General features: G+C 71.3%; 24 protein-coding genes. 21 read left to right on the forward strand and 3 right to left on the reverse strand.

All coding sequences use genetic code 11. The annotated features are described in order from the left end of the window. Positions 1 to 180: 180 nt before the first annotated feature. Positions 181 to 3036, forward strand: a complete 2856-nt coding sequence (uvrA, locus tag ACYVIP_RS22995) for an excinuclease ABC subunit UvrA (protein ID WP_460399611.1) — start codon at positions 181 to 183, stop codon at positions 3034 to 3036. A 3-nt stretch (positions 3037 to 3039) separates the two neighbouring features. On the opposite strand, the gene ACYVIP_RS23000 is transcribed toward uvrA, so the two are convergent. After that, complete coding sequence (locus ACYVIP_RS23000) at positions 3040 to 3912, reverse strand: oxidoreductase (protein WP_460399613.1); 873 nt, start codon at positions 3910 to 3912, stop codon at positions 3040 to 3042. Between the two features lie 155 nt (positions 3913 to 4067). Then, entirely contained in the window at positions 4068 to 4694 is a 627-nt protein-coding gene (locus tag ACYVIP_RS23005) for a TetR/AcrR family transcriptional regulator (protein WP_460399615.1), read from the reverse strand. A gap of 72 nt (positions 4695 to 4766) precedes the next feature. Here ACYVIP_RS23005 and ACYVIP_RS23010 point away from each other — a divergent pair, with 72 nt between their 5' ends. The 7 genes from ACYVIP_RS23010 to pheT all read left to right on the forward strand — a co-directional run bounded on the left by ACYVIP_RS23010 (position 4767) and on the right by pheT (position 11678). Beyond that, positions 4767 to 5222, forward strand: a complete 456-nt coding sequence (locus ACYVIP_RS23010) for a pyridoxamine 5'-phosphate oxidase family protein (RefSeq protein ID WP_460399617.1) — start codon at positions 4767 to 4769, stop codon at positions 5220 to 5222. 308 nt (positions 5223 to 5530) lie between these two features. After that, entirely contained in the window at positions 5531 to 6109 is a 579-nt protein-coding gene (gene infC / locus ACYVIP_RS23015; RefSeq protein ID WP_460399619.1) for a translation initiation factor IF-3, read from the forward strand. A 135-nt stretch (positions 6110 to 6244) separates the two neighbouring features. Further along, entirely contained in the window at positions 6245 to 6439 is a 195-nt protein-coding gene (gene rpmI / locus ACYVIP_RS23020; RefSeq protein WP_460399621.1) for a 50S ribosomal protein L35, read from the forward strand. A gap of 63 nt (positions 6440 to 6502) precedes the next feature. Continuing rightward, positions 6503 to 6877 (forward strand): 50S ribosomal protein L20, encoded by a 375-nt coding sequence (rplT, locus tag ACYVIP_RS23025; protein ID WP_460399623.1) that lies wholly within the window; start codon positions 6503 to 6505, stop codon positions 6875 to 6877. 8 nt (positions 6878 to 6885) lie between these two features. Beyond that, on the forward strand, positions 6886 to 7716 hold the full coding sequence (locus ACYVIP_RS23030; RefSeq protein WP_460399625.1) for a TrmH family RNA methyltransferase: 831 nt from the start codon (positions 6886 to 6888) through the stop codon (positions 7714 to 7716). Between the two features lie 325 nt (positions 7717 to 8041). Further along, on the forward strand, positions 8042 to 9112 hold the full coding sequence (pheS, locus tag ACYVIP_RS23035) for a phenylalanine--tRNA ligase subunit alpha (protein WP_460399628.1): 1071 nt from the start codon (positions 8042 to 8044) through the stop codon (positions 9110 to 9112). A gap of 34 nt (positions 9113 to 9146) precedes the next feature. Further along, positions 9147 to 11678, forward strand: a complete 2532-nt coding sequence (pheT, locus tag ACYVIP_RS23040) for a phenylalanine--tRNA ligase subunit beta (protein ID WP_460399630.1) — start codon at positions 9147 to 9149, stop codon at positions 11676 to 11678. A gap of 117 nt (positions 11679 to 11795) precedes the next feature. On the opposite strand, the gene ACYVIP_RS23045 is transcribed toward pheT, so the two are convergent. Beyond that, complete coding sequence (locus ACYVIP_RS23045; RefSeq protein WP_460399632.1) at positions 11796 to 12491, reverse strand: DNA alkylation repair protein; 696 nt, start codon at positions 12489 to 12491, stop codon at positions 11796 to 11798. A 227-nt stretch (positions 12492 to 12718) separates the two neighbouring features. On the opposite strand from ACYVIP_RS23045, the gene ACYVIP_RS23050 reads away from it, so the two are divergent. From ACYVIP_RS23050 to tyrS, 13 genes are all read left to right on the forward strand, one after another. After that, the gene (locus tag ACYVIP_RS23050) at positions 12719 to 14266 is read left to right on the forward strand and encodes an alpha/beta hydrolase (RefSeq protein WP_460399688.1); all 1548 of its coding nucleotides are present in this window, start codon (positions 12719 to 12721) and stop codon (positions 14264 to 14266) included. A gap of 89 nt (positions 14267 to 14355) precedes the next feature. Further along, positions 14356 to 15384 carry an N-acetyl-gamma-glutamyl-phosphate reductase gene (gene argC, locus ACYVIP_RS23055; protein WP_460399634.1) on the forward strand — a complete coding sequence of 343 codons (1029 nt, stop codon included), beginning with the start codon at positions 14356 to 14358 and terminating at the stop codon, positions 15382 to 15384. After that, positions 15381 to 16538 (forward strand): bifunctional glutamate N-acetyltransferase/amino-acid acetyltransferase ArgJ, encoded by a 1158-nt coding sequence (gene argJ / locus ACYVIP_RS23060; RefSeq protein WP_460399636.1) that lies wholly within the window; start codon positions 15381 to 15383, stop codon positions 16536 to 16538. Before argC ends, argJ begins: the two co-directional genes overlap by 4 nt. Then, entirely contained in the window at positions 16535 to 17431 is an 897-nt protein-coding gene (gene argB, locus ACYVIP_RS23065; protein WP_460399638.1) for an acetylglutamate kinase, read from the forward strand. Before argJ ends, argB begins: the two co-directional genes overlap by 4 nt. Then, on the forward strand, positions 17428 to 18621 hold the full coding sequence (locus ACYVIP_RS23070) for an acetylornithine transaminase (protein ID WP_460399640.1): 1194 nt from the start codon (positions 17428 to 17430) through the stop codon (positions 18619 to 18621). Before argB ends, ACYVIP_RS23070 begins: the two co-directional genes overlap by 4 nt. Then, positions 18621 to 19544, forward strand: coding sequence for an ornithine carbamoyltransferase (argF, locus tag ACYVIP_RS23075; RefSeq protein ID WP_460399642.1), 924 nt, complete (start codon positions 18621 to 18623; stop codon positions 19542 to 19544). Before ACYVIP_RS23070 ends, argF begins: the two co-directional genes overlap by 1 nt. Next, positions 19541 to 20068 carry an arginine repressor gene (locus tag ACYVIP_RS23080; RefSeq protein ID WP_460399644.1) on the forward strand — a complete coding sequence of 176 codons (528 nt, stop codon included), beginning with the start codon at positions 19541 to 19543 and terminating at the stop codon, positions 20066 to 20068. The genes argF and ACYVIP_RS23080 overlap by 4 nt, the downstream gene beginning before the upstream one ends. Further along, a complete protein-coding gene (locus ACYVIP_RS23085; RefSeq protein ID WP_460399646.1) occupies positions 20061 to 21263 on the forward strand; it encodes an argininosuccinate synthase in 1203 nt (400 codons plus the stop codon). The genes ACYVIP_RS23080 and ACYVIP_RS23085 overlap by 8 nt, the downstream gene beginning before the upstream one ends. Further along, complete coding sequence (argH, locus tag ACYVIP_RS23090; protein ID WP_460399648.1) at positions 21256 to 22665, forward strand: argininosuccinate lyase; 1410 nt, start codon at positions 21256 to 21258, stop codon at positions 22663 to 22665. Before ACYVIP_RS23085 ends, argH begins: the two co-directional genes overlap by 8 nt. 36 nt (positions 22666 to 22701) lie before the next feature. After that, positions 22702 to 23277, forward strand: a complete 576-nt coding sequence (locus tag ACYVIP_RS23095; RefSeq protein WP_460399650.1) for a winged helix-turn-helix domain-containing protein — start codon at positions 22702 to 22704, stop codon at positions 23275 to 23277. Further along, the gene (locus tag ACYVIP_RS23100) at positions 23274 to 24515 is read left to right on the forward strand and encodes an MFS transporter (RefSeq protein WP_460399652.1); all 1242 of its coding nucleotides are present in this window, start codon (positions 23274 to 23276) and stop codon (positions 24513 to 24515) included. The genes ACYVIP_RS23095 and ACYVIP_RS23100 overlap by 4 nt, the downstream gene beginning before the upstream one ends. Positions 24516 to 24525: 10 nt before the next feature. Next, positions 24526 to 25164 carry a DNA-3-methyladenine glycosylase gene (locus ACYVIP_RS23105; protein WP_460399654.1) on the forward strand — a complete coding sequence of 213 codons (639 nt, stop codon included), beginning with the start codon at positions 24526 to 24528 and terminating at the stop codon, positions 25162 to 25164. Positions 25165 to 25205: 41 nt separating this feature from the next. Continuing rightward, complete coding sequence (gene tyrS / locus ACYVIP_RS23110) at positions 25206 to 26477, forward strand: tyrosine--tRNA ligase (protein WP_460399656.1); 1272 nt, start codon at positions 25206 to 25208, stop codon at positions 26475 to 26477. The last annotated feature ends 272 nt before the right edge of the window (positions 26478 to 26749 follow it).

The following is a 26749-nucleotide window of genomic DNA, read 5'->3' on the forward strand; positions in this document are numbered from 1 at the left end:
TCGCACCAGAACTGGTCACACCAGCCTAGGTGAGTGACGGCTACCCGGGGTAGCCCACGTGACGCCGACAACCGGCGCAAAAACTGTCGGTGCCCCGACCTAGCATGGTCTCGGCCACGTGGAGGCAGTGTCTGACCTGCATCCGGCCGATCACCAGACAGCATCTTCGAAGGGACTGCAGTGGCTGACCGCCTCGTCGTCCGCGGCGCGCGTGAGCACAATCTGCGCGGCGTGGACATCGACCTGCCCCGCAACAGCCTGATCGTGTTCACCGGGCTGTCCGGCTCCGGCAAGTCGAGCCTCGCCTTCGACACGATCTTCGCCGAGGGCCAACGCCGTTACGTCGAGTCGCTGTCGGCGTACGCCAGGCAGTTCCTCGGCCAGATGGACAAGCCGGACGTCGACTTCATCGAAGGTCTGTCGCCCGCGGTGTCCATCGACCAGAAGTCCACCAGCCGCAACCCCCGGTCCACCGTCGGCACCATCACCGAGGTCTACGACTACCTGCGCCTGCTGTTCGCCCGCGCCGGCAAACCACACTGCCCGCAGTGCGGCGAGCCGATCAGCAAACAGACCCCGCAGCAGATCGTCGACCAGGTGCTGGCGATGACCGACGGCATCCGGTTCCAGGTGCTCGCGCCGGTCGTGCGCGGCCGCAAGGGCGAGTACGTCGACCTGTTCTCCCAGCTCCAGTCCCAGGGCTACTCCCGGGCGCGGATCGACGGCGCGGTCTACTCGCTGACCGAGCCGCCGAAATTGAAGAAACAGGAGAAGCACGAGATCGCGGTGGTCATCGACCGGCTCGCGGTCAAGACCTCGGCCAAGCGGCGGCTCACCGACTCGGTCGAGACCGCGCTGCGCCTGGCCGACGGCCTGGTGGAACTGGAGTTCGTCGACCTGCCGGAGAACGACCCGCACCGCATCCGCGGCTTCTCCGAGAACCTGGCCTGCCCCAACGGCCACCCGCTGGCCATCGAGGACCTCGAACCGCGGTCCTTCTCGTTCAACTCGCCCTACGGCGCCTGCCAGGTGTGCACCGGCATCGGCGTGCGCCAGGAGGTCGACCCGGAACTGGTCGTCCCGGACGACGAGCTGAGCCTGGCCGACGGCGCGATCGCGCCCTGGGCGGGCGGGCAGACCGCCGAGTACTTCGCCCGGCTGCTGTCCGCGCTGGCCGAGACGGTCGGCTTCCGCATGGACATCGCCTGGCGCCGGTTGCCGGCCAGGGCGCAGAAGGCGGTGCTGCACGGCGCCAACGAGCAGGTCCACGTCCGGTACCGCAACCGCTACGGCCGCGAGCGCTCGTACTACGCCAACTACGAGGGCGTCATCCCGTTCCTGGAACGCCGCCAGGAGCAGACCGAGTCCGAGTACATGCGGGAGAAGTACGAGGGCTACATGCGGGAGGTGCCCTGCCCGGCCTGCCAGGGCACCCGGCTCAAGCCCGAGATCCTCGCGGTCACCCTCGAACACGGCAAGTACGGCGCCCGGTCCATCGCCGAGGTCTCGGCGCTGTCGATCTCGGAGTGCTCGGACTTCCTCGACGGCCTCACCCTCGGCAAGCGCGAGACCATGATCGCCGGCGCGGTGCTCAAGGAGATCCAGGCCCGGCTGCGGTTCCTGCTCGACGTCGGCCTCGACTACCTGTCCCTCGATCGGGCCTCCGGCACCCTCTCCGGCGGCGAGGCGCAGCGGATCCGGCTGGCGACCCAGATCGGGTCCGGGCTGGTCGGCGTGCTGTACGTGCTCGACGAGCCGTCCATCGGGCTGCACCAGCGGGACAACCACCGGCTGATCGAGACGCTCACCCGGCTGCGCGACCTCGGCAACACGCTGATCGTCGTCGAGCACGACGAGGACACCATCCGGACGTCCGACTGGGTGGTCGACATCGGGCCGGGCGCCGGCGAGCACGGCGGCCACATCGTCCACAGTGGCTCGTTCCAGAAGCTGTTGAAGAACAAGCAGTCCCTCACCGGCGCGTACCTGTCGCGGCGGATGGAGATCCCGACCCCGGCCATCCGCCGGCCGGTCGACCGCAAGCGCCAGCTCACCGTGGTCGGCGCCCGGGAGCACAACCTGCGCGGCATCGACGTCTCGTTCCCGCTCGGCTGCCTGGTGTCGGTCACCGGGGTGTCCGGCTCCGGCAAGTCGACGCTGGTCAACGACATCCTGGCGACGGTGCTGGCGAACAAGCTCAACGGCGCCCGGCAGGTGCCCGGCCGGCACACCAGGATCCGGGGGCTCGACCAGGTCGACAAGCTGGTGCGGGTCGACCAGTCGCCGATCGGCCGGACCCCTCGGTCCAACCCGGCCACCTACACCGGCGTGTTCGACCATGTGCGGAAGCTGTTCGCGGCGACCACCGAGGCGAAGGTGCGTGGCTACCAGCCCGGCCGGTTCTCGTTCAACGTCAAGGGTGGGCGCTGCGAGGCGTGCGCGGGCGACGGCACCATCAAGATCGAGATGAACTTCCTGCCGGACGTCTATGTCCCGTGCGAGGTCTGCAAGGGCGCCCGGTACAACCGGGAGACCCTGGAGGTGCACTACAAGGGCAAGACGATCTCCGAGGTGCTCGACATGCCGATCGAGGAGGCGGAGCAGTTCTTCGAGCCGATCCGCGCGATCCACCGGCACCTGCGGACGCTGGTCGACGTCGGGCTGGGCTACGTGCGGCTCGGCCAGCCGGCGCCGACGCTGTCCGGCGGCGAGGCGCAGCGGGTGAAGCTGGCCTCGGAGCTGCAGAAGCGGTCGACCGGCCAGACGGTCTACGTGCTCGACGAGCCGACCACCGGCCTGCACTTCGAGGACATCCGCAAGCTGATCGGCGTGATCAACGGCCTGGTGGACAAGGGAAACACGGTCATCGTGATCGAGCACAACCTCGACGTGATCAAGACCTCCGACTGGATCGTCGACATGGGGCCGGAGGGCGGCAACGGCGGCGGGCTGGTCATCGCCGAGGGGACGCCGGAGGAGGTTGCCGACGCCGAGGAGAGCTACACCGGACAGTTCCTGCGCAAGGTGCTCGCGTGAGCCTCAGCGCAGCGGCCGCACGCCGGTGAGCGTCGCCGAGCGGTCCCAGAGTTCGGTGGCCACGCGGGGGTTCCTGGCCGCGCGGGTGCTGCCGACGACCTTCGGGTGGCCACGACGTTCGGCGAGCCCGTCGGGGCCGATGTAGCTGCCGCCCGGCAGGCCGGCGACCGTGGCCGCGTAGAGGGTGGGCAGCGCGCCCATCGACGACGACTGGGCGACGATCCGGGAGAGGAGAGTCAGCCCGGCGCTCTGCCACGACTCCGTGTGCGTCTGCAGGTTCGTGCTGGCGAGGCCGGGGTGGGCGGCGTAGGCCAGCACCGGTGAGCCGGCGGCGGTCAACCGGCGGGTCAGCTCGTAGGTGAACAGCAGGTTGGCCAGCTTCGACTGACTGTATGCCGGCCACCGCAGGTACCGGCGGCGTTCCCAGTTGAGATCGTCCAGGCGGATCCGGCCGGTCCGGTGCATCAAGCTCGACAGCGTCACCACCCGGTCGCGGACGCGATCGAGCAGCAGGCCGGTGAGCGCGAAGTGGCCCAGGTGGTTGGTGCCGAACTGCAGCTCGAAGCCGTCGGCCGTGCGCCGGTGGGGGACCGCCATCACGCCCGCGTTGTTGATCAGCACGTCGACCGGCCCGGTGAGGTCCTCGGCGAAGGCCCGGACCGACGCCAGGTCGGCCAGGTCCAGCCGGCGGACCTCGACGTCGCCGGGCGGCGCGACGGCCTCGCCCTTCGCCACGTCCCGGCACGCGAGCACGACGTGCGCGCCGCGCGCCGCGAACGCCCGGGCGGTGGCCAGGCCGAGGCCGCTGTTGGCGCCGGTCACCACGACCGTGCGGCCGGTCTGGTCGGGGATGTCGGCGGCGGTCCACGGGGCCATGCCGAGACTGTACGACGGCATGATCGACCAGGCGGGCCAGGAACGGCCAGTACCCAGCAGTACGACTGCCAGCCGCGATGCCCTGAATGAGGCATTGGGGACGGTCAACGTCCCGAATGGGGCATTCAGGGCAGTTGGCCCGGCGGGGGAGGGCGTCAGGGCCGGATCTGTCCCCTGGAGTGCCAGCGGTCCCGCGCCGCCGGTGCGCGGGTGTGCTGATGCCAGGCGGTGAGCACCGCGAGCAGGTCGGTCCGGAGCCGGTCGGTGAGCCTGCCGACCGGGCGCAACGCCCAGTCCTGCTGGGTGCCCTGGGCCATCGCGTCGATGACGCGGGCGGCGTCGGCCGGCGGCGGGGCGCCGGGCAGCGAGGCCGAGGCGAACAACTCGGCGAGCACCTGTTGGACCCGCTCGCGGATCTCGCGCAGGCCGGCGCGCAGCTCGGGATCGGCCAGGTCGACGCCGAGCTGGGCGAGATGGTGCGTGGTCGTGGCCGGGTCGTCGAGCCCTTCGGCGGTGACCAGGACCGCGGCCGTCACCGCGTCGACCGGATCGTCGACGGCGGCCGCGGCGGTGCGCATCCGGTGCTCGACGCCGGCGATCGTCGAGGTCATCATCGCGCGCAGCAGGCCGTGCTTGGAGCCGAAGCGGCCGGACACCGTGCCGACCGCCACGCCCGCCTCGGCCGCGACCTGCGCCAGGGTGAACCCCGGCCCGTGCCGGCCGATCACCTGGCCGCAGGCGGCGACCAGCTCGTCGTCGGAGATCTTTCTCGGCCGGCCCATCCCGTTATTGAACCACGATTCAGAAACTGGCGTAGTATTCGAACCACGGTTCGGAAACGAGTGGGAGGGTGCATGGCCACCTGGAAGGACGTCGAACAGGATGCCCCGGAGTTCGCCAACCGGGTGCACGCGGTGTTCGCCGCCGGTACGAACAAGACGATCGCGACGCTGCGCGCCGACGGATCGCCGAGGATCAGCGGCACCGAGCTGGAGTTCGCCGCCGGCGAGGTGACCCTCGGGATGATGGCCGACGGCCGCAAGCTGCTCGACGTTCGTCGCGACCCCCGCGTCGCCATCCACAGCCCGACGATCGAGCCCCCGAAGGACGGCGTCTGGCCGGGTGACGCGAAGATCGCCGGTAGGCTGGCGGCCATCGACCCGCCGCCGGACAGCCCGCACGAGGGCGCCGGCTTCTTCGCGGTCGACATCGCCGAGGTGGCCCTGGTCTATCTCGGCGACACGGGTGACCACCTGGTCATCGAGTCCTGGCACGCTGGTCGGGGCCACCGGCGCCGCACCCGTGCCTAGCCTGGACGCTGGGCGGGGGTGCCGTCCGGTCTGCGATCGGTTCTGGTAATCTGTCATGCGCGACCAGCCTCGCCCCAGCGCGAGGCCGCGAAGTGGAGCCCCGCTCCCACCCGAGTCACTTCGGTGTCCGGGTCCGGTCGCCGCCGGTGGCGTCGGCGGGTTTCGATGCCAGTGGCGGTGTCTCGACATTGTCGAGTGCGATCGGTCGGATGCGGGCCCCGTGCACCACAGGTGTGCGGGGTTCGTGCTGTGTGGGGATTCGGGACGCGAGCGTCGTCACGACTAGAGGATGAGCCGGGCACGGCTCTGTGAAATCGGCCCGAGGAGGCCCCATCAGCTCCGAGACACGTATCAATGACCGCATCCGAGTCCCGGAAGTCCGACTTGTCGGACCGAACGGCGAGCAGGTCGGAATCGTGCGCATCGAAGACGCACTCCGGCTGGCTCAGGAGGCGGATCTCGACCTCGTGGAGGTTGCCCCGCAGGCACGCCCGCCGGTTGCCAAGCTCATGGACTTCGGCAAGTTCAAGTACGAGAGCGCGCAGAAGGCGCGGGAGTCTCGTCGGAACCAGCAGCTCACGGTGATCAAGGAGCAGAAGCTCCGCCCGAAGATCGACACGCACGACTACGAGACCAAGAGGGGCCATGTCATCCGGTTCCTCGAGCACGGGAACAAGGTCAAGGTGACGATCATGTTCCGTGGCCGGGAGCAGTCCCGTCCCGAGCTCGGTTTCCGGTTGCTGCAGCGGCTGGCGGACGACGTCGCGGACCTCGGGTTCGTCGAGGCGGCACCGAAGCAGGACGGCCGAAACATGATCATGGTGCTGGCGCCGCACAAGACGCAGAAGACGCGGCCGAAGACTGGCGCGGGCGCCGACACGGTCTGAACCACCGCGAAGACGCGGTCGGCACAGTAAACGGAGCGGGTACCAGACACTCCGGCAACGAAGTGCGCATGGGAGCGCGAGCGTAGGCGCCTAGCCGTATGTGCGAAGCGACCAACTCGAGAAGGAAACTGACGAATGCCCAAGAACAAGACCCACTCCGGTGCGTCCAAGCGGATCCGGGTCACCGGCAAGGGGAAGCTCCGTCGCCAGCAGGCCGGTCTGCGGCACAAGCTGGAGAAGAAGCCGAGCACGCTCACCCGGCGGCTGTCCGGCACCGCCGAGGTCGCCCCGGCCGACGTGCGGCGCGTGAAGAAGCTGCTCGGCCGTTGAGCCGCACCCCCGTTCCCTGACCACCCGGGCCTCACCGCCCCAGAGATCGACAGGATTTGAACCGTGGCACGCGTCAAGCGGGCAGTCAACGCCCACAAGAAGCGCCGCACGACCCTTGAGCTGGCCAGCGGCTACCGCGGCCAGCGCTCGCGGCTGTACCGCAAGGCGAAGGAGCAGATGCTCCACTCGCTCAACTACGCCTACCGGGACCGCCGTGCCCGTAAGGGTGACTTCCGCCAGCTGTGGATCACCCGAATCAACGCCGCGGCCCGCCTGAACGGCATGACCTACAACCGGTTCATCCAGGGCCTCAAGGCCGCCGGGGTGGAGGTCGACCGCAAGATCCTCGCCGAGCTCGCCGTCAACGACGCGGCCGCGTTCGCCGCACTGGTCGCGGTGGCCCGGGAGAACGCCGACCCGCAGGGCAAGGCTTCCTGAACACGCGCGTGACCCGACCCGGGGACGGTCCGTTCACCGAACGGACCCCCCGGGTCGCCGCTGCCAGGGCACTCACCCGCCGCGCCGGGCGTGAGAAGTCGGGCCGGTTCCTCGTCGAGGGCGCCCAGGCGGTGCGGGAGGCGCTGCGCTGGGCGGCCGATGGCCGAGGCCGGGTGCACGAGCTGTTCGCCGCCGACTCGGCAGGCGGGCTCTCCGCCGAGCTGACCGCCCTGGCGGCCGACGCCGGGGTACGGGTGTCGCCGGTGACCGAGCGCGCGGCCGCCGGGCTGTCGGAGACGGTGACCCCGCAGGGCGTCGTGGCCGTCTGCGACCTGCTGGACGTGCCCGTCGCCACCGCGCTGGCCGGCACGCCCCGGCTGGTGGCCGTGCTGGCCGGGGTCGCCGACCCCGGCAACGCCGGCACCGTGATCCGGGTGGCCGACGCGGCGGGCGCCGACGCGGTGCTCCTGGCCGGCGACACCGTCGACCCGCACAACGGCAAATGCGTCCGCGCGTCCACCGGCAGCCTGTTCCACCTGCCGATCGCACGGTCGCGGTCGGTCGCCGAGGTACTGGCCGCCTGCCGCGCGGCGGGGCTGGCGCTGGTGGCCGCCGACGGCCACGCCGCGGCCGACCTCGACTCGGCCGAGTTGACCGGCCGGACGGCCTGGGTGTTCGGCAGCGAGGCCCACGGCCTGCCGGCCGAGGTACTGGCGACTGTCGACAGTTCGTTGCGGGTGCCGATCTACGGCGCGGCGGAGAGCCTGAACCTGGCCACGGCCGCGGCGGTCTGTCTGTATGCCACCGCGTGGCGCCAGCGCCCGCGTTCCGGCGACTGACGACATGATTTCCCGGCATGTTCTTTCGCGAATTTCGGCTTGCTGCGATGCCGATCCGGCGGCCCGGCGGTACATTTACCCGGCATCGAGAAAGCAGGTGGCGGAGACGTTCCTGTCGGGGTCCGCCGCCGTGCGCCGCCCGCAGCTTCGTGCCACTCGCTCATCCGGGTGGCGATCGTTCGGCTTCACTGCTCGGAGGCGGCGTTCGACGGCGCTGCCTGCGGGCCTCGTCATCCGATCACCTAGGATCTCGGGTGCTCGGAGTGTGTCCTCGTGGCTCCGCGCAACCCGCCTGGCCACCGTCTACGGGAGCTGTTCACCGAACATGTCCGCAGCCAACGACTCCTACGATCCCAAGCAGGTCGCGGCGCTCGCGCCGGAGACCCTGCAGGCCGCTGTGGAGCAGGCGCGCAAGGAGTTCCTCGCGGTGGGTGATCTGGACGAGCTGGCCGCGGCCAAGCCCGCTCACCTCGGGGACAAGGCGCCACTCATGGTCGCCAGGCGCGAGATCGGCGCCCTGCCCCCCAAGGCCCGGTCCGAGGCCGGCAAGCGGGTCAACGAGGCACAGAAATCCGTCCGCGACGCCTTCGACCAACGCCGAGGCGAACTGGTCGCCGAGCGTGACGAGCGGGTCCTCCGGGAGGAGGGTGTCGACGTCACACTGCCGTGGAACCGGGTGCCGCGCGGCGCCCGGCACCCGATCAGCACGCTGTCCGAGCGGATCGCCGACGTGTTCGTCGGCATGGGCTACGAGGTGGCCGAAGGGCCGGAGCTCGAGACCGAGTGGTTCAACTTCGACGCGCTGAACTTCAAGAAGGACCATCCGGCGCGGACCATGCAGGACACCTTCTACGTCGCGCCCGCCGACTCCGAGCTGGTGCTGCGCACGCACACCTCGCCGGTGCAGATCCGCGCGCTGCTGGAGCGGGACCTGCCGGTCTACGTGGTCTGCCCGGGCCGGACGTTCCGCACCGACGAGCTGGACTCGACCCACACGCCGGTCTTCCACCAGGTCGAGGGCCTCGCCGTGGACAAGGGCCTGACGATGGCCCACCTCAAGGGCACGCTCGACGCGTTCGCCCGCGCGATGTTCGGTGACAAGGCGAAGATCCGGCTGCGGCCGTCGTACTTCCCGTTCACCGAGCCCTCCGCCGAGCCCGATGTCTGGTTCGAGGAGAAGAAGGGCGGCCCTGGCTGGGTCGAGTGGGGCGGCTGCGGCATGGTCAACCCCAACGTGCTCCGGGCGTGCGGGATCGATCCCGAGGTCTACTCCGGGTTCGCCTTCGGCATGGGCATCGAGCGGACCCTGCAGTTCCGCAACGGAATTCCGGACATGCGGGACATGGTCGAGGGCGATGTGCGGTTCACCATGCCGTTCGGCACCGACGCCCGCTAACTCAGCTTTCCCGTTGTAACCGAAAGGAACACCCGTGCGGGTTCCCGTCAGCTGGCTCACGGAGCACCTGGAGACGGACGAGAAGTACACCGCCGAGCAGCTCGCCGACGCGTTCATCCGCGTCGGGCTCGAGGTCGAGGAGGTCACCCCCCTCGGCCCGGTGACCGGTCCGGTCATCGTCGGCCGGGTGGCCGAGATCGAGGAGCTGACCGGGCATCGCAAGCCGATCCGGTACTGCCGCGTCGAGGTCTACGAGGCCGACGAGTACGCCGACATGGTCGCCGACGGCGCCGATGGCGCGGACGAGCCCCGGGAGCGCGGCATCGTCTGCGGCGCGACGAACTTCGTCGAGGGCGACCTCGTGGTGGTCGCGCTGCCCGGTGCGGTGCTGCCGGGTGGGTTCGCGATCTCCGCGCGCAAGACCTACGGCCGGATCAGCGACGGCATGATCTGCTCGGCCCGCGAGCTCGGCCTCGGCGACGAGCACGCCGGCATCCTCGTGCTGCCCAGCGGCGACATCGCCGCCGGTGACGACGCGATCGAGCTGCTCGGCCTTGACGACTCGGTGATCGAGCTGGCGATCACGCCCGACCGCGGCTACGCGTTCTCGATCCGGGGTCTGGCCAGGGAGCTGGCCTGCGCGTTGGACGTGCCCGGCCGCGACGCCGCCGCGATCGACGTGCCGGAGGCCGAGGGACACGCCTACCCCGTGCGGATCGAGGACCGGGACGGCTGCGAGCGCTTCGTGGCGCGCCGGGTCACCGGGGTCGACCCGACCGCGCCGACCCCGTGGTGGGTGCGGCGGCGGTTGATGCTCGCCGGCATCCGGTCGATCTCGCTGACCGTCGATGTCACGAACTACGTGATGCTCGAGACCGGCCAGCCGATGCACGCCTTCGACACCCCGTCGCTCACCGGCGAGATCATCGTCCGCCGGGCGACCGACGGGGAGAAGCTGACCACGCTGGACGGGGTGGAGCGCACGCTCGACCCCGACGACATCGTGGTGGCCGACGAGTCCGGCGCGGTGTCGCTGGCCGGGGTCATGGGTGGCGCGTCGACCGAGGTGCGGTCCGACAGCACGGACATCCTGCTCGAGGCGGCGGTCTGGGACCCGCCGTCGATCGCGCGGGCGGTGCGCCGGCACAAGCTGCCGAGCGAGGCGGCCAAGCGGTTCGAGCGTTCGGTCGACCCGCAGCTGCCGCCGCACGCGCTGGAGCGGGCCGCCAGGTTGTTGCGCGACCACGCCGACGGCAGCATTCAGCCCGGCCGGACCGACCGGGGCGCCGCGCGCCCGCTGGCCCCGGTGACGATGCCGATCAGCCTGCCCGACCGGGTGGCCGGCGTGGAGTACGACCGGGGCGCGACCGTGCGCAGGCTGACCCAGATCGGCTGTTTCCCGGTCGATGTCGGGTCGACCGACGACGGCAAGCCCAGCGTCACCGTGGTGCCGCCGAGTTGGCGCCCGGATCTGGTGGAGCCCGCGGACCTGGTCGAGGAGGTGTTGCGGCTCGAGGGCTACGACACGATCCCGACCGAGCTGCCCAAGGCGCCCGCCGGCGCCGGGCTGACCGTGGCGCAGCGCCGCCGGCGGACGGTGGCGCGCGCGCTGGCCGAGGCGGGCTACGTCGAGGTGCTGCCGTTCCCGTTCGTGTCGCCAACGGTGTGGGACGCGTTCGGCCTGTCGGCCGACGACTCGCGCCGCCGGACGATCACGGTGCTCAACCCGCTGGAGGCCGACCGGGGCGAACTGGCCACGACGCTGCTGCCGGCGATGCTGGACGTGTTGGTACGCAACGTCTCGCGGGGTACGCGCGACGTCGCGCTGTTCCACATCGGCCAGGTCGTGCTGCCCAAGGCGCAGCAGGTCCCGGTGCCGTCGGTCGGGGTGGCCGACCGCCCGAGCGAGTCCGACCTCGCCAGCCTGCAGGCGGCGTTGCCCCAGCAGCCGACGCACGTCGCCGTCGTGCTGGCCGGCAACCGCCAGCGCGCCGGCTGGTGGGGCCCCGGCGAGCAGGCCAGCTGGGCCGACGCGGTCCGGGCGGCCGAGGTCGTCGCCGAGGCGGCCGGCGTGGAGCTGACTGTGCGCGCGGACGCGCTGGCCCCGTGGCACCCTGGCCGGTGCGCGCAGCTGTTGGCCGGTGACCTGCCGGTCGGCTACGCGGGCGAGCTGCACCCCAAGGTCGTCGACGCGCTCGGGCTGCCGCCGAGGACCTGCGCGATGGAGCTCAAGCTCGACGGCCTGCCGCTGGTGGACCGCCGGCCCGCGCCGTCGCCGTCGCCGTACCCGCCGGTGCTGCTGGACGTGGCGCTGGTCGTGGACGACGAGGTGCCGGTCGCGGAGGTCGCGAGCGCGCTGCGTGGCGGCGGCGGGGACCTGCTGGAGGACCTGAGCCTGTTCGACGTGTTCACCGGTGAGCAGGTGGGTGCCGGCAAGCGGTCGCTCGCCTACGCGCTCCGGTTCCGCGCCCAGGACCGCACGCTGACCGTCGAGGAGGCCACCGCGGCCAGGGACGCGGCGGTCTCCGCGGCCAGCGAACGCCACGGCGCCACCCTGCGCGCCTGACGCACCCGCGCCGGACAACGCCAACACCAACGCCAACACCTACGTCGACGCCTCAGCGTGCCGCGCGTATTCAGTTGTGGGGTCACACCTCCTGTCGTGTCGATCCGCGGTTACGGGTTACAGGTGCTTGGTGGCCTCCCTGCGGGACAACGGGGACAGCCCCGGGTGCGTGTCGACGAAGGCGCGCACCCACACGGGCTCGGTCCTGGCGAACTGACGGAGCGCCCAGCCGATCCCCTTACGGATGAAGAAGTCGCGGTCGTCGAGGTTGGCCTCGATCGACGCGGCGAGCAGGTCGGTGTCGGTGTCCTCCTTGGCGGCGAGCTGGCAGATGATCGACGTGCGGCGTTTCCACAGGTCGGGATCGGTGGCCCACCGCCGCAGGACGGGCGTCATGGCGCGGCGGTCGGCCTGGAGTAACGGGCCGATCCGCCGGCTGGCCAGTTCGTCGACGTAGTCCCACCACGCGCCGGTGACGATCAGCTCCTCGTACAGCGCCACCAGCTCGGGCGTCTGCCAGGCCGCGTAGCGCCGCGCGCCGGTGAGGTCGACGGCCAGGTACCGCTCCTCCCGGAACTCGGCCGCGCGCCACAACGACAACACCGCCGCCCGCCAGGACTGCTCGTCGTCGAGCGGGTAGGCGGCGAACAGCCGGCGGCCGAGCTCGCGCCGCGCGGGCGCCGGCACCCCGCGGAAGGGCAGTTCGGACTTCATGTAGCGCTGCATCTGCGGCGCCCGCGCGCGGTCGGCGAGCTCGGCCAGCCCGGTGCGGACGGCGGTGACCAGGGCGTTGATCTCGGTGGTTCGGGTCATTCCGGCAACATACGTGCGGGCACCGACAGAAATGCGGCGTGGTGCTGACGGCCCGCCACCGCGATCCGGTAAAACGGGATCGGGAGTGTTTCACAACGCGAGCCCTGAGAGCAGGAATGCCGGTCCGCCACCCGTGCGGATCACTGGGCGCAGAGAGGGAGCGGGACGAAGTGAACAGATTTGTTGCCGTGGTCGCGGCGGCGTGTGCGGTGTCGAGTGTGCTGGTCATGGCCCCGTCATCCGGTGCGGCGGCCCCCGCGAAACCGGCGAGCGATTTCCCGGAATTCATCCCCGAAGCCATCCAATGGGGTGAATGCGAGCAGGAGCGTCTCGCCGCGGCGAATGCGGAATGTGGGTTTGTGTCGGTCCCGCTCGACTATCGCAACCCAAACGGGGATAAAATTCGGCTGGCCGTGTCACGGAAAGTACACAAGAGTTCGGACGCTGAGGCGCAGGGGCCGATGCTGGTGAACCCTGGTGGCCCCGGCGGCTCCGGCCTCATCTTCGCGACCTTCGGCGACTTCGTGCCCGACGGCGCTGGCGACGCCTACGACTGGATCGGCTTCGACCCGCGCGGCGTCGGCGCCAGCGAGCCGTCGCTGAGCTGTGTGCCCGACATCGACGGCTACAACCGCCCGTTCTACGTTCCGCTCACCCCGTCACTGGAACGGACCTGGCTGAAGCGGTCCAGCGACTACGCGGACGCCTGCGAGACGAACGGCGGCGCGCTGCTCGACCACATGACCACGGTCGAGGCCGCGCTCGACCTGGAGAGCATCCGCCGCGCGCTGGGCAGCGAGCAGATCAACTACTACGGCTTCTCCTACGGCACCTACCTCGGTCAGGTCTACGCCACGATGTTCCCCGACCGGCTCCGCCGGGTGATCTTCGACGGCAACGTCAACCCGACCCGTGTCTGGTACAAGTCCAACCTCGACCAGGACCTGGCCTTCGACCGCAGCATCAAGGTCTACTTCGACTGGATCGCCGAGCACGACGACCTCTACCACCTCGGCACCACCGGCCACGCGGTCGAGCGCCTGTACTACGCCGAACTCGCGAAGCTGACCCGGCAACCGGCTGGCGGGATCATCGGCCCCGACGAGTGGGCGGACATCGTCCTGCAGGCCGGCTACTACGTCTACGGCTGGGAGGACGTGGCCGAGGCGTTCGCCGGCTGGGTACACGACCGCGCCTGGGAACCGCTGCGCGACCTGTACGGCAGCCCACCGTTCCACGACAACGGGCACGCGGTCTACCTGGCCGTCGTGTGCACCGACGCGCCGTGGACGACCAGCTACCCCCGCTACCGGATCGACAACTGGGTGACCCACTTCCTGGCACCGTTCGCCACCTGGGGCAACGCCTGGTTCAACGGACCGTGTCTGACCTGGCCCGGCAAGTCAAGCCAACCGGTGAACGTCGACGGCCGGGGAGTGGACAGCGCGCTGCTGATCAACGAGACGCTGGACGCCGCCACGCCCTACCAGGGCGCGCTCGAGGTGCGTAAGCGGTTCCCGAACGCCGTGCTCGTCGAGGGCGTCGGCGGCACCACCCACTCCGGCTCGCTCTCGGGCGTGGAGTGCACCGACAGCATCATCGTCGAGTACCTGAGGAGCGGCGCCCTGCCGGCCAGGCAGCCGGGCAACGCCTCGGACGTGCGGTGCGACCCGGTGCCCCAGCCGGTCCCGCAACCGGCTCTGGCCGACCAGCGGGCACTGGCGACGAGCCCGACCGACGCACGGGCGGAGTTCGCCGCGACGATCCCGCGCTGAGTTCCAGGGGCCGGACGTCTCAGGGCGTCCGGCCCCTTCGCGCCACACCCTGTTTGAGTAACCTTGCACCGTCGTGCATAATCATGCGAGTGACGGTACGGATCGCGGTCGGTGGTGCGAGTGGGTACGCGGGCGGAGAGCTCCTGCGGCTGCTCCTGGGCCACCCCGACGTCGAGATCGGCGCCCTGACCGCGGGCGGCAACGCCGGGTCGACGCTTCAGGCACACCACCCGCACCTCGTGCCGCTGGCGGACCGCATGCTCGCGGAGACCACCGCCGACACCCTCGCCGGCCACGACGTCGTCTTCCTCGCCCTGCCCCACGGCCACTCGGCCACGATCGCCGCCGACCTCGGCCAGGACACGCTGGTGATCGACTGCGGCGCCGACCACCGGCTGACCGACCCGGCCGACTGGACCCGCTGGTACGGCGGCGAGCACGCCGGGACCTGGCCCTACGGCCTGCCGGAGCTGCCCGGCGCGCGCGCCGCCCTGGCCGGCGCCACCCGGATCGCCGTCCCCGGGTGCTACCCGACCGGCGCCACCCTCGCGCTCACGCCCGCGCTCGCCGCCGGCCTGGTCGACCCGGACGTCGTCGTCGTGTCGGTCAGCGGCACCTCGGGCGCCGGCAAGTCGCTCAAGCCGCACCTGCTCGGGTCGGAGGTCATGGGATCGGCCAGCGCCTACGGCGTCGGCGGCGCCCACCGGCACACGCCCGAGATCGCCCAGAACCTCGCCGGGGTCGCCGGCGGACCGGTGCGCGTGTCGTTCACCCCGGTACTCGCGCCGATGCCGCGCGGCATCCTGACCACCGCGTCCGCGCCGACCAGGCCGGGCGTGGACGCCGACGCCATCACCGCCGCCTACCGCAAGGCCTACGCCGACGAGCCGTTCGTGCACCTGCTCACCGGCGACGGCTGGCCGGCGACCGCGGCCACGCTCGGCTCGAACGCGGTGCACCTGCGGGCGACCGTGGACCCCGACGCCGGCCGGCTCGTGGCCGTCGCCGCGTTGGACAACCTCACCAAGGGCACGGCCGGCGCCGCCGTCCAGTCGATGAACATCGCACTCGGCCTGCCGGAGACCACCGGCCTGTCAACCGTGGGGGTCGCACCATGAGTGTCGTGACGCCGAAGGGCTTCCGTGCCGCGGGGGTGGTCGCCGGGATCAAGCAGAGCGGTGCCCCCGACCTGACCCTCGTGGTCAACGACGGGCCACTCGACCTCGCCGCCGGCGTGTTCACCAGGAACAAGGTCAAGGCCGCCCCCGTGCTCTGGTCCCAACAGGTCATCGCGACCGGACAGGCCAAGACGGTCGTGCTCAACTCCGGCGGCGCCAACGCCTGCACCGGCCCGGAGGGCTTCCAGGACACTCACGCCACCGCCGAGCACACCGCCACCCTGCTGGGCATCGGCGCCATCGACGTCGCGATCTGCTCGACCGGCCTGATCGGCGAGCGCCTCCCGATGGACCGCGTCCGTGCCGGGATCGCCGCCGCCGCCGAGAAACTGGCCGACACCGCCGAGGCCGGCACCGCCGCGGCCACCGCCGTGATGACCACCGACACCGTCCCCAAACAGGCCGTCGCCGGCGGGCCCGGCTGGACGATCGGCGGCTTCGCCAAGGGTGCTGGCATGTGCGCCCCCAACATGGCGACCATGCTCGCCGTGCTCACCACCGACGCCGTGCTCGACGGCGCCGACCTCGACCCGGCGCTGCGGACCGCCGTCGAGGCCACCTTCAACCGGCTCGACGTCGACGGCGGCACCTCGACCAACGACACCGTGCTGCTGCTGTGCTCCGGCGCCTCGGGCGTGCGGCCGAGCGACGAGGAGTTCGCGGCCGCGCTGCACGCGGTGTGCGCCGACCTCGTCGGCCAACTCCAGGCCGACGCCGAGGGCGTGACCAAGCACGTCGCGATCACCGTGCGCGGCGCCGAGACCGACGCCGACGCGGTGGCCGCGGCCCGCGCGATCGCCACCGACAACCTGTGCAAGACCGCGTTCTTCGGCGCCGACCCGAACTGGGGCCGGATCGCGATGGCCGTCGGCAACGCGCCGGTCGAGTTCGACCAGGCCGACCTGGACATCACCATCAACGGCGTGCTCGTCTGCCAGGCGGGCGCCGGCGCCACCGACCGCACTCAGGCCGACCTGAGCGGGCGGGACATCGCCGTCGAGGTCCACCTGCACGCGGGTGATGGCGCGGCCACCGTGCTGACCACCGACCTGTCCCACGGCTACGTCGAAGAGAACAGCGCGTACTCGACATGACGACCCCGGCCCAGCGGCTCGCCCAGGAGAAGGCGGCCGTGCTCATCGAGGCACTGCCGTGGCTGCAACAGTTCCACGGCGCCACGATCGTGGTGAAGTACGGCGGCAACGCCATGGTCGACGACACGCTCAAGGCCGCGTTCGCGCAGGACATGGTGTTCCTCCGGCTCGCCGGGCTGCACCCGGTCGTCGTGCATGGCGGCGGTCCGCAGATCACCGCGATGCTCGACCGGCTCGGCATCCCCGGCGAGTTCAGGGGCGGCCTGCGGGTCACCACGCCGGAGACCATGGACGTGGTCCGGATGGTGCTCACCGGTCAGGTCAGCCGCGAGCTGGTGGCGTTGATCAACGCCCACGGCCCGTACGCGGTGGCCATCTCCGGTGAGGACGCCAACCTGCTCACCGCGCGCCGCCGGACCACCACCTCGACCGGCGAGCGGGTCGACCTCGGCCTGGTCGGCGACGTGGTCGCGGTCAACCCGGACGCCGTGCTCGACATCGTCCGCGCGGGCAGGATTCCCGTGGTGTCCACAGTGGCCGCCGACCTGGATGGCTTGGCGCACAACGTGAACGCGGACACCGCGGCCGCGGCCATCGCGGTGGCGCTGGACGCGGAGAAGCTCGTCATGCTCACCGACGTCGAAGGCCTCTACGCGGACTGGCCCAACCGGGACACGCTGCTGCACGTCGTGCACACCGACGAGCTGCGGCGCATGTTGCCCGGCCTGGCCAGCGGGATGATCCCCAAGATGGAGGCCTGCCTGGCGGCCGTGGAGGGCGGCGTGCCGCGTGCGCACGTGATCGACGGCCGGCTCGCGCACTCGGTGCTGCTCGAGGTGTTCACCGGCAGTGGCGTCGGCACGATGGTGTTGCCCAAGGAGGGAACTACATGATCGAGTCCAATGTGGACGGTCAGGCTCGGTGGCGGACCTCGTTGATGGACAACTACGGCACCCCGCGGCTGACGCTCGTCCGCGGCGATGGCGCCTACGTGTGGGACGCCGACGGCAACCGCTACCTCGACCTCGTCGGCGGCATCGCGGTCAACGCGCTCGGCCACGCCCACCCCGCGATCGTCGCCGCGGTCACCGCGCAGATCGCCACCCTCGGCCACACCTCGAACCTCTACGTCAACCCGGTCACCGTCGAGCTGGCCGAGACCCTGCTGGACGTCGCCGGCCTCACCGGCCAGGCCAAGGTGCTGTTCTGCAACTCCGGCGCCGAGGCCGTCGAGGCCGCGGTGAAGCTGACCCGGCTCACCGGCCGACGCGGGATCGTCGCCTGCGACGGCGCGTTCCACGGCCGCACGATGGGCGCGCTCACGGTCACCGGCCAGCCGGCCAAGCGCACCCCGTTCGAACCGCTGCTGCCCGACGTCACCCACGTCCCGTTCGGCGACGTCGACGCCCTGCGCGCGGCCGTCGGCCAGGACACCGCGGCGGTGTTCGTCGAGCCGGTGCTCGGCGAGGGCGGCGTCCGCCCGGCCCCGGCGGGCTACCTCCAGGCCGCCAGGGAGCTCACCCAACGGGCGGGCGCGCTGCTCGTGGTCGACGAGGTGCAGACCGGCATCGGCCGGCTTGGCAGCTGGTTCGCCTTCCAACAGGCCGGCATCACCCCGGACGTGCTCACCCTCGCCAAGGGCCTCGGCGGCGGCCTGCCGATCGGCGCCTGTATCGGCGTCGGCCAGGCCGCGGACCTGCTCCAACCCGGCCAGCACGGCACGACCTTCGGCGGCAACCCGGTCGCCGGCGCCGCCGGCCTCGCCGTCCTGCGCACCATCGCCGCCGACAACCTGTGCGCACAGGCCGAGGCGCTCGGCAAGGAGCTCGCCGCCGGCGTCGAGGCACTCGGCCACCCACTGGTGACCGAGGTGCGCGGCGCCGGCCTGCTGCTGGGCATCGGGCTCACCAAACCGGTGTCGGCGGCCGTGGCGAGCGCGGCCGAGCAGGCGGGCTACCTGGTCAACAACGTCGCCCCGGACACCATCCGGCTGGCCCCGCCGCTGATCGTGGACGCCGCGCAGCTGCACGGTTTCCTCGACGCGCTGCCGGGCGCACTCGACGCGGCGAGCAAGGAGTCCTGATGGTCCGCCACTTCCTCCGCGACGACGACCTGACGCCGGCCGAGCAGGCGACGGTGCTCGACCTCGCCGACCGGTTCAAGGCCGACCGGCTCGGCTCCCGCGCGCTCGCCGGCAGGTCGGTCGCGACGATCTTCGAGAAGAACTCCACCAGGACCAGGCTCTCGTTCGAGGTCGGCATCGCCCAGCTCGGCGGCCAGCCGATCGTGATCGACGGCCGCACCATGCAGCTGGGCCGCGAGGAGACCATCGAGGACACCTCGCGGGTGCTGTCGCGCTACGTCGACGTCGTGGTGTGGCGCACCTACGCCCAGGCCAGGATGACCGCGATGGCCTCGGCCGCGTCGGTCCCGGTGGTCAACGCGCTGACCGACGAGTTCCACCCCTGCCAGGTACTGGCCGACCTGCAGACCATCCGCGAACGGCACGGCAGGCTCGCCGGCATCACGCTGGCCTACCTCGGCGACGGCGCGAACAACATGGCCCACTCGCTGCTGCTCGGCGGCGCGACGGCCGGGATGAACATCCGGGTCGCCGGCCCGGCGGGGTTCGTCCCGCACGACGACGTGCTGCTCGACGCCAAGCGCCGCGCGCAGGAGACCGGCGGCGGAGTCACCCTGCTGGTCGACCCGCACGCCGCGGTGGCCGGCGCCGACGTGCTGGTCACCGACGCCTGGACCTCGATGGGCCAGGAGAACGACGGCAAGGACCGGGTGTCGCCGTTTCGCCCGTACCAGGTCAACGCCGACCTGCTGGACAGAGCCGCCCCCGGCGCGATCGTGCTGCACTGCCTGCCGGCCCACCGCGGCTTGGAGATCACCGACGAGGTGCTCGACGGCCCGGCGAGCGCGGTGTGGGACGAGGCGGAGAACCGGCTGCACGTCCAGAAGGCGTTACTGGCCTGGTTGGTGGGGGAGCGGGGATGACCGCCGCCACCAACCCCACCCGCGTCGCCCGCCAGGCCCGGATCGTCCAGCTGGTCAGCTCGATGGCCATCCGCAGCCAGACCGAACTGGCCAAGCTCCTCGTCGGCGAGGGCATCGAGGTCACCCAGGCCACGCTGTCCCGCGACCTCGACGAGCTCGGCGCGGTCAAGCTGCGCGGCGTGGACGGCGGGGCCGCGGTCTACGTCATCCCCGAGGACGGCAGCCCGGTCCGCGGCGTCCAGGGCGGCACCTCGCGTCTTGGCCGGCTGCTCGCCGAGTTACTCATCGCCGCGGACTGTTCGGCGAACCTGACAGTCCTGCGAACCCCGCCCGGTGCCGCGCAGTTCCTGGCCAGCGCGATCGACCGGGCAGCCCTGCACGAGGTGGTCGGCACCATCGCCGGTGACGACACCGTGATGGTCATCGCCAGGGAACCGTTGTCCGGCAAGGACCTCGCCGAGCGCTTCACCGCGCTCGCCGCTCGTACCGACTTTGCAGATGAAGGAGAAAAGCACCATGACTGAACGGATCGTCCTCGCCTACTCGGGCGGTCTGGACACCTCCGTGGCGATCGGCTGGATCGCCGAGGAGACCGGCGCCGAGGTGGTCGCCGTGGCGGTCGACGTCGGCCAGGGTGGCGAGGACCTGGACACCATCCGCAAGCGGGCACTGGACTGCGGCGCGGTGGAGGCCGTGGTCACCGACGCCCGCGAGGAGTTCGCCGACCAGTACTGCCTGCCCGCGCTCCAGGCCAACGCGCTCTACATGGACCGCTACCCGCTGGTGTCCGCGATCTCCCGGCCGGTGATCGTCAAGCACCTGGTCGAGGCGGCCAAATACCACGGCGCCACGACGGTTTCCCACGGTTGCACCGGCAAGGGCAACGACCAGGTCCGCTTCGAGGTCGGCATCGGCGCGCTGGCCCCCGACCTGCGGGTGATCGCCCCGGTCCGGGACTTCGCCTGGACCAGGGAGAAGGCCATCGCGTGGGCGCACGACCGCAGCCTGCCGATCGACCAGACCAAGTCCTCGCCCTACTCGGTTGACCAGAACGTGTGGGGCCGGGCGGTGGAGACCGGCTTCCTCGAGGACATATGGAACGCGCCGATCGAGGACGTCTACTCCTACACCGACAACCCGGCCCAGCCCCGCGACGCCGACGAGGTGATCGTCACCTTCGACAAGGGCGTCCCGGTCGCGATCGACGGTGAGACGGTGAGCGTGCTGCAGGCCATCCAGCAGCTCAACCGGCGGGCCGGTGCGCACGGCATCGGCCGGCTGGACATGGTCGAGGACCGGCTGATCGGCATCAAGAGCCGCGAGGTCTACGAGGCTCCCGGCGCCATCGCGCTGATCACCGCCCACCAGGAGCTGGAGTCGGTCACCCTGGAACGCGACCTGGCCCGGTTCAAGCGCCAGGCCGAGCAGCGCTGGGCGGAGCTGGTCTACGACGGCCTGTGGTTCTCCCCGCTCAAGGACGCGCTGGACACGTTCGTGGCCAAGACCCAGGAGCACGTCACCGGCGAGATCCGGATGACCCTGCACGGCGGTCGCGCGGTGCCCACCGGCCGGCGCAGCGAGCACTCGCTGTACGACTTCAACCTGGCCACCTACGACGAGGGCGACACCTTCGACCAGTCGCTGGCCAAGGGTTTCGTGCAGCTGTGGGGCCTGCCGTCCAAGATCGCCGCCAAGCGCGACCAGCACCACCATGCCTGAGCCGGTACAGCTGTGGGGGGCCCGCTTCGCCTCGGGTCCCGCCGAGGCGATGGCGGCGCTGTCCGCGTCGACCCATTTCGACTGGCGGCTGGCGCCCTATGACGTCGCGGGCTCCAAGGCCCACGCCAGGGTGTTGCACCAGGCCAAGCTGCTGACCGACGACGAGCTGGCCGGCATGCTGGCCGCGTTGGACACGTTGCTCGCCGACGTCGAGTCGGGGGCGTTCACCCCGACGGTCGCCGACGAGGACGTGCACACGGCGTTGGAACGGGGCCTGCTCGAGCGAGCCGGCGCCGACCTGGGCGGCAAGCTCCGCGCTGGCCGGTCGCGCAACGACCAGGTGGCCACCCTGTTCCGGATGTGGCTGCGGGACGCGGCGCGCCGGGTCGCCGGTGGCGTGGTCGGCGTCATCGAGGCGCTGCTGGTCCAGGTGGACGGGCACCCGGGCGCGGTGATGCCGGGGCGTACCCACCTCCAGCACGCCCAGCCGGTGCTGCTCGGCCATCACCTGCTCGCGCACGTCCAGTCGCTGCTGCGCGACGTCGACCGGCTGCGGGACTGGGACCGGCGGGCGGCGGTGTCGGCCTACGGGTCCGGTGCGCTCGCCGGCTCGTCGCTGGGCCTGGACCCGGAGGCGGTGGCCGCCGAGCTGGGCTTCGCGGCCGCGGCGGAGAACTCCATCGACGGCGTCGCCGCCCGCGACTTCGCCGCCGAGCTGGCGTTCTGCCTGGCGATGGTCGGGGTGAACCTGTCCAGGATCGCCGAGGAGGTGATCATCTGGACCACCGCGGAGTTCGGCTACGCCGTGCTCGACGACGCCTGGTCGACCGGCAGCTCGATCATGCCGCAGAAGAAGAACCCGGATGTCGCCGAGCTGACCAGGGGAAAGTCCGGCCGGTTGATCGGCAACCTGACCGGTCTGCTGGCCGTGCTCAAGGCCCAGCCGCTGGCATACAACCGCGATCTGCAGGAGGACAAGGAGCCGCTGTTCGACTCGGTCGAGCAGCTGGAGCTGCTGCTGCCGGCGATCGCGGGGATGGTCGCCACGTTGCGGTTCGACGAGGCGCGGATGGCGGCGATGGCCCCGGCCGGGTTCACGCTGGCCACCGATGTCGCCGAGTGGCTGGTGCGCCAGGGCGTGCCGTTCCGGGTGGCGCACGAGGCGGCGGGGGAGTGCGTGCGGGTCGCCGAGTCCCGGGGTGTCGGGCTCGAGGACCTGACCGACGCGGAGCTGACCGGGGTGCACCCGGCGCTCTCGCCGGAGATCCGCGACGTGCTGACCGTGGAGGGCTCGATCGCCTCTCGGGACGCGTTCGGCGGCACGGCGCCCGCCCGGGTCCAGGAGCAGCGCTCCCGGGTGGGGGAGGTGCTCGCCGACCTGCGGAACTGGTATGCACAATAGTTGTGCATAACTTGTGTGCACAGTTATTGTGCACGCATGACGGAGCAACACATCCAGTTGGACGGCCGCGCCATGCGGGTGCTCGCGCACCCGTTGCGGGCGCGGCTGCTCTCCGAGCTTCGGGTGCGCGGCGCTGCCACGGCCACCACGCTGGCCGAGCGGCTCACCACCAACACCGGCGCGACCAGCTACCACCTGCGCAAGCTGGCTGAGGTCGGCCTGGTCGAGGAGACCGACGACGGCCGAGGCAAGCAACGGTTCTGGGCAGCCGCGCAGCGGTCCCACGGCTGGCGGGACGCCGACGTCGTGGACGACCCGGACGCGCTGGCCGCGGCCGCGTGGCTGCGCCAGCAGTACTGGGCGTACATGGGCGAGCGGGTCGCCCGCTGGGAGGACGCCCGGTCGGCCTGGCCGATGGCGTGGCGGGACGCGGCTGGCATGTCCGACCAACTCCTCACGCTGTCCGCCGACCAGCTCAGGGCGTTGACCACCGAGGTGGAGGCGGTCGTCCAGCGCCACCAGGAGGCGGCCGCCTCGGCGCCGGCGGCGGACGCCCGCCAGCTCACGTTCCTGTACTACGCGGTGCCCACCGACCCGTCCGACGTGCCGTGACCGCGCGCCAGGTCCGCGGGCGGTACCTGGTGTTGCTGGCGCTGCGCTGGTTACCGGTCGGGCTGTGGGTGCCGCTCACGGTGCTGCTCCCGCTGGACCGGGGGCTCTCCCTGGCCGAGGCCGGCCTGGCCGCGTCCCTGCAGGGACTCGTCGTGCTGGCACTGGAGCTGCCGACCGGCGGACTGTCCGACTCGTGGGGTCGCCGGCCGGTGCTGCTGATCGCGGCCGCGGTCGCGGTCTGCGCGATCTCACTGCTGCTGGTGGCCGACACGTTCGCCATGTTCGCGGCCGTCTACCTGCTGCAGGGCGTGTACCGGGCGCTGGACTCCGGCCCGCTGGAGGCGTGGTACGTCGACGCGGCCCTGGCGCAGGACCCGGACACGCGGATCGAACGCGGACTCGGCGCCGGCGGCACGGTGACCGGGCTGGCCATCGCCACCGGCGCGCTGCTCACCGGCGGGATCGTCGCCTGGGTGTCGGTGCCGGGGATCCCGACCATGGTGGCGCCGATGGTCCTGGCGCTGGTCATGCAGCTCACCGGGCTGGTGGCGATCGCGCTGCTGGTCAGGGAGCCGGCACCGCCCGATGGCCGGCGCCGGTTCCTGGCCTCGGTCCGGGAGGTGCCCTCGGTGATCGTCGCGGGCGTGCGGATCGTGCGTGGCTCCCGGATTCTGGGCTGCCTGCTGCTGGTCGAGCTGTTCTGGGGCTTCGGCATGGTCACCTTCGAGAACCTGCTGCCGGTGCGGATGTCCGAGCTGCTCGGCGGTCAGGAACAGGCCGCGGCGATCATGGGACCGGCGGGTGCGGCCGGCTGGCTCGCCGCCGCGGCGGGCGCCGCGCTGGTACCGCTGCTCACCACCCGGATGGGGGTCGCGCTGACCGCCGGTGCGCTACGGATCGTGCAGGGCGTCACCGTCGTCGGCATGGGCCTGCTCGCCGGTCCGGCGGGCGCGCTGACCGGGTACCTGGCCGCCTACCTCGCGCACGGCGCGAGCGGCCCGGCGCACATGGCACTGTTGCACCGGGAGGTGTCATCCGCGCACCGGTCCACCGTGATGTCGATGAACTCGATGATGATGCACCCAGGCGCGGCGATCGGGCTGATCACGCTGACCGCGCTGGCCACCGGCACGTCGACCGGCACCGCGATGGTCGTCGGCGCCGTCGTGCTGGCGCTGGCCGCGCCGCTGTACCTGCCGGCGATGCGGTCGGAAAAGCGGCGGCCGGTCGCCGTATAGGGTCACCGGTGTGTCCCCTGCGTCCCGGCAACTCGATCGTGCCGAGCTCGCCATCGACCCGGTCGACGCGGCCAAGCTGCTGCTGGGGTGCGAGCTGGAGTCCAGCACCCCGTCGGGAACCGTGCGGGTCAGGCTGGTCGAGGTGGAGGCCTACCGAGGCGGGGACGATCCGGCATCGCACTGCTATCGGGGCCGGACACCACGCAATGAGGTGATGTTCGGCCCGGCCGGTCACCTCTACGTGTACTTCGTCTACGGCATGCATTTCTGCGCGAACGTGGTGTCGCTGACCGACGGGGTGCCCGGCGCGGTGCTGGTGCGCGGCGGTGAGGTGGTGGCCGGCATCGAACTGGCCCGTTCCCGGCGCCCAGCTGCCCGCTCGGACGCCGAACTGGCCAAGGGGCCCGCCAGGTTGACCGGCGTGCTCGGGCTGGAGCGTGGCCACAACGGCGTCGATCTGACCGACCCCGACTCGCCCGTGCGGCTGCTCGCCGGCGACCGGCTGCCCGCGACGGCGATCAGGACCGGGCCCCGGGTCGGGGTGGCGGTGGCGATGGACGTGCCGTGGCGGTTCTGGGTGGACGGCTCGCCCTCGGTGTCGACCTACCGCCGGGGTGGCAAGGCCGCGCGGCGGTCCGCACCGCGCTAACCTGCGCGACCGCGACCGGGTCGATACGAGAGTATTGGCCCGTGGAGCACATTCTCGACGAACTTTCCTGGCGTGGGCTGATCGCGCAGTCGACCGACCTGGACGCGCTGCGGCGCGACCTCGACGACGGCCCGCTGACCCTGTACGCCGGCTTCGACCCGACCGCGCCGAGCCTGCACGCCGGCAACCTGGTGCCGCTGCTCATGCTGACCAGGTTCCAGCGCGCCGGTCACCGGCCGATCGTGCTCGCCGGCGGCGCCACCGGCATGGTCGGCGACCCTCGTGACCAGGGCGAACGATCGCTCAACTCGCTGGACGTGGTGGCCGAGTGGGCCGAGCGGATCCGTGGCCAGCTCGAACGGTTCGTCGAGTTCGACGACCCGTCGACCGGCGCGGTCGTGGTGAACAACCTCGACTGGACCGGGCAACAGTCGGTGCTGGAGTTCCTGCGCGATGTCGGCAAGCACTTCTCGGTCAACGTGATGCTCGCCAGGGACACCGTCAAACGCCGGCTCGACGGGGACGGCATGTCCTACACCGAGTTCAGCTATCTGTTGCTCCAGTCCCAGGACTACCTGCGGCTGCGCCGCGAGTACGGCTGCGCGCTCCAGGTCGGCGGGTCCGACCAGTGGGGCAACATCATCGGCGGCGTGGAGCTGGTCCGGCGGGTTGACGGCGCGACGGTGCACGCGTTGACCGCCCCGCTGGTCACCGACGCCGACGGGCGCAAGTTCGGCAAGTCGACCGGCGGCGGGAACATCTGGCTGGATCCGGCGCTGACCTCGCCGTATGCCTGGTACCAGAACTTCGTGAACGTCGGTGACGCGGACGTGGTCCGCTACCTGCGGCTGTTCACGTTCCTGCCGCGCGAGGAGATCGACGCGCTGGCGGTGGAGACCGAGCAACGGCCCCAGCAACGCGCGGCGCAACGGCGGCTGGCCGAGGAGTTCACCCGGCTCGTGCACGGGGACCACGAGACCAGCCAGGTCATCGCGGCCAGCCAGGCGCTGTTCGGCCGGGGAGAGCTGCGTGCGCTGGCGGAGTCGACGCTCACCGCCGCCATGGCCGAGGCGCCGACCGGCACGGCGCGGCTGGCCGACGAGCCGACGATCCTGGACCTGCTGGTCTCCTCCGGGCTGACGCCCAGCAGGGGAGCGGCCCGGCGCGCGGTGAACGAGGGCGGGGCCTACGTCAACAACGTCCGGATCGCCGATGAGGACTGGCGGCCGGCCGCTTCGGACCTGTTGCACGGCCGGTGGCTCGTGCTGCGTCGTGGCAAGCGTTCGACCGCTGGCGTCGAAATAGCGCCCTGACCAGCGCAAACAACCCTTAAGGGGGGGTGGGTGAAAGCCCCTTTTCAGCCCCGTGTAACTTTCTCTTTGCCAGCGAGGAACGGGCCCAGAAACACCGGGAACGAGACGCTGACAGGGGGTCACGAACCAAGCTCTCACGCAAGTGATAGAGTGGGTGACCTGCGGTTCGGAGCGATCCGAACCAACCGAGGACCAAGCCCCCGGAGCATAGCTCTTGCAGTGTGATGGGTGCGCGTGTGTTGTTTGAGAACTCAACAGTGTACCGATAAATG

The organism is Actinophytocola sediminis (assembly GCF_054779715.1).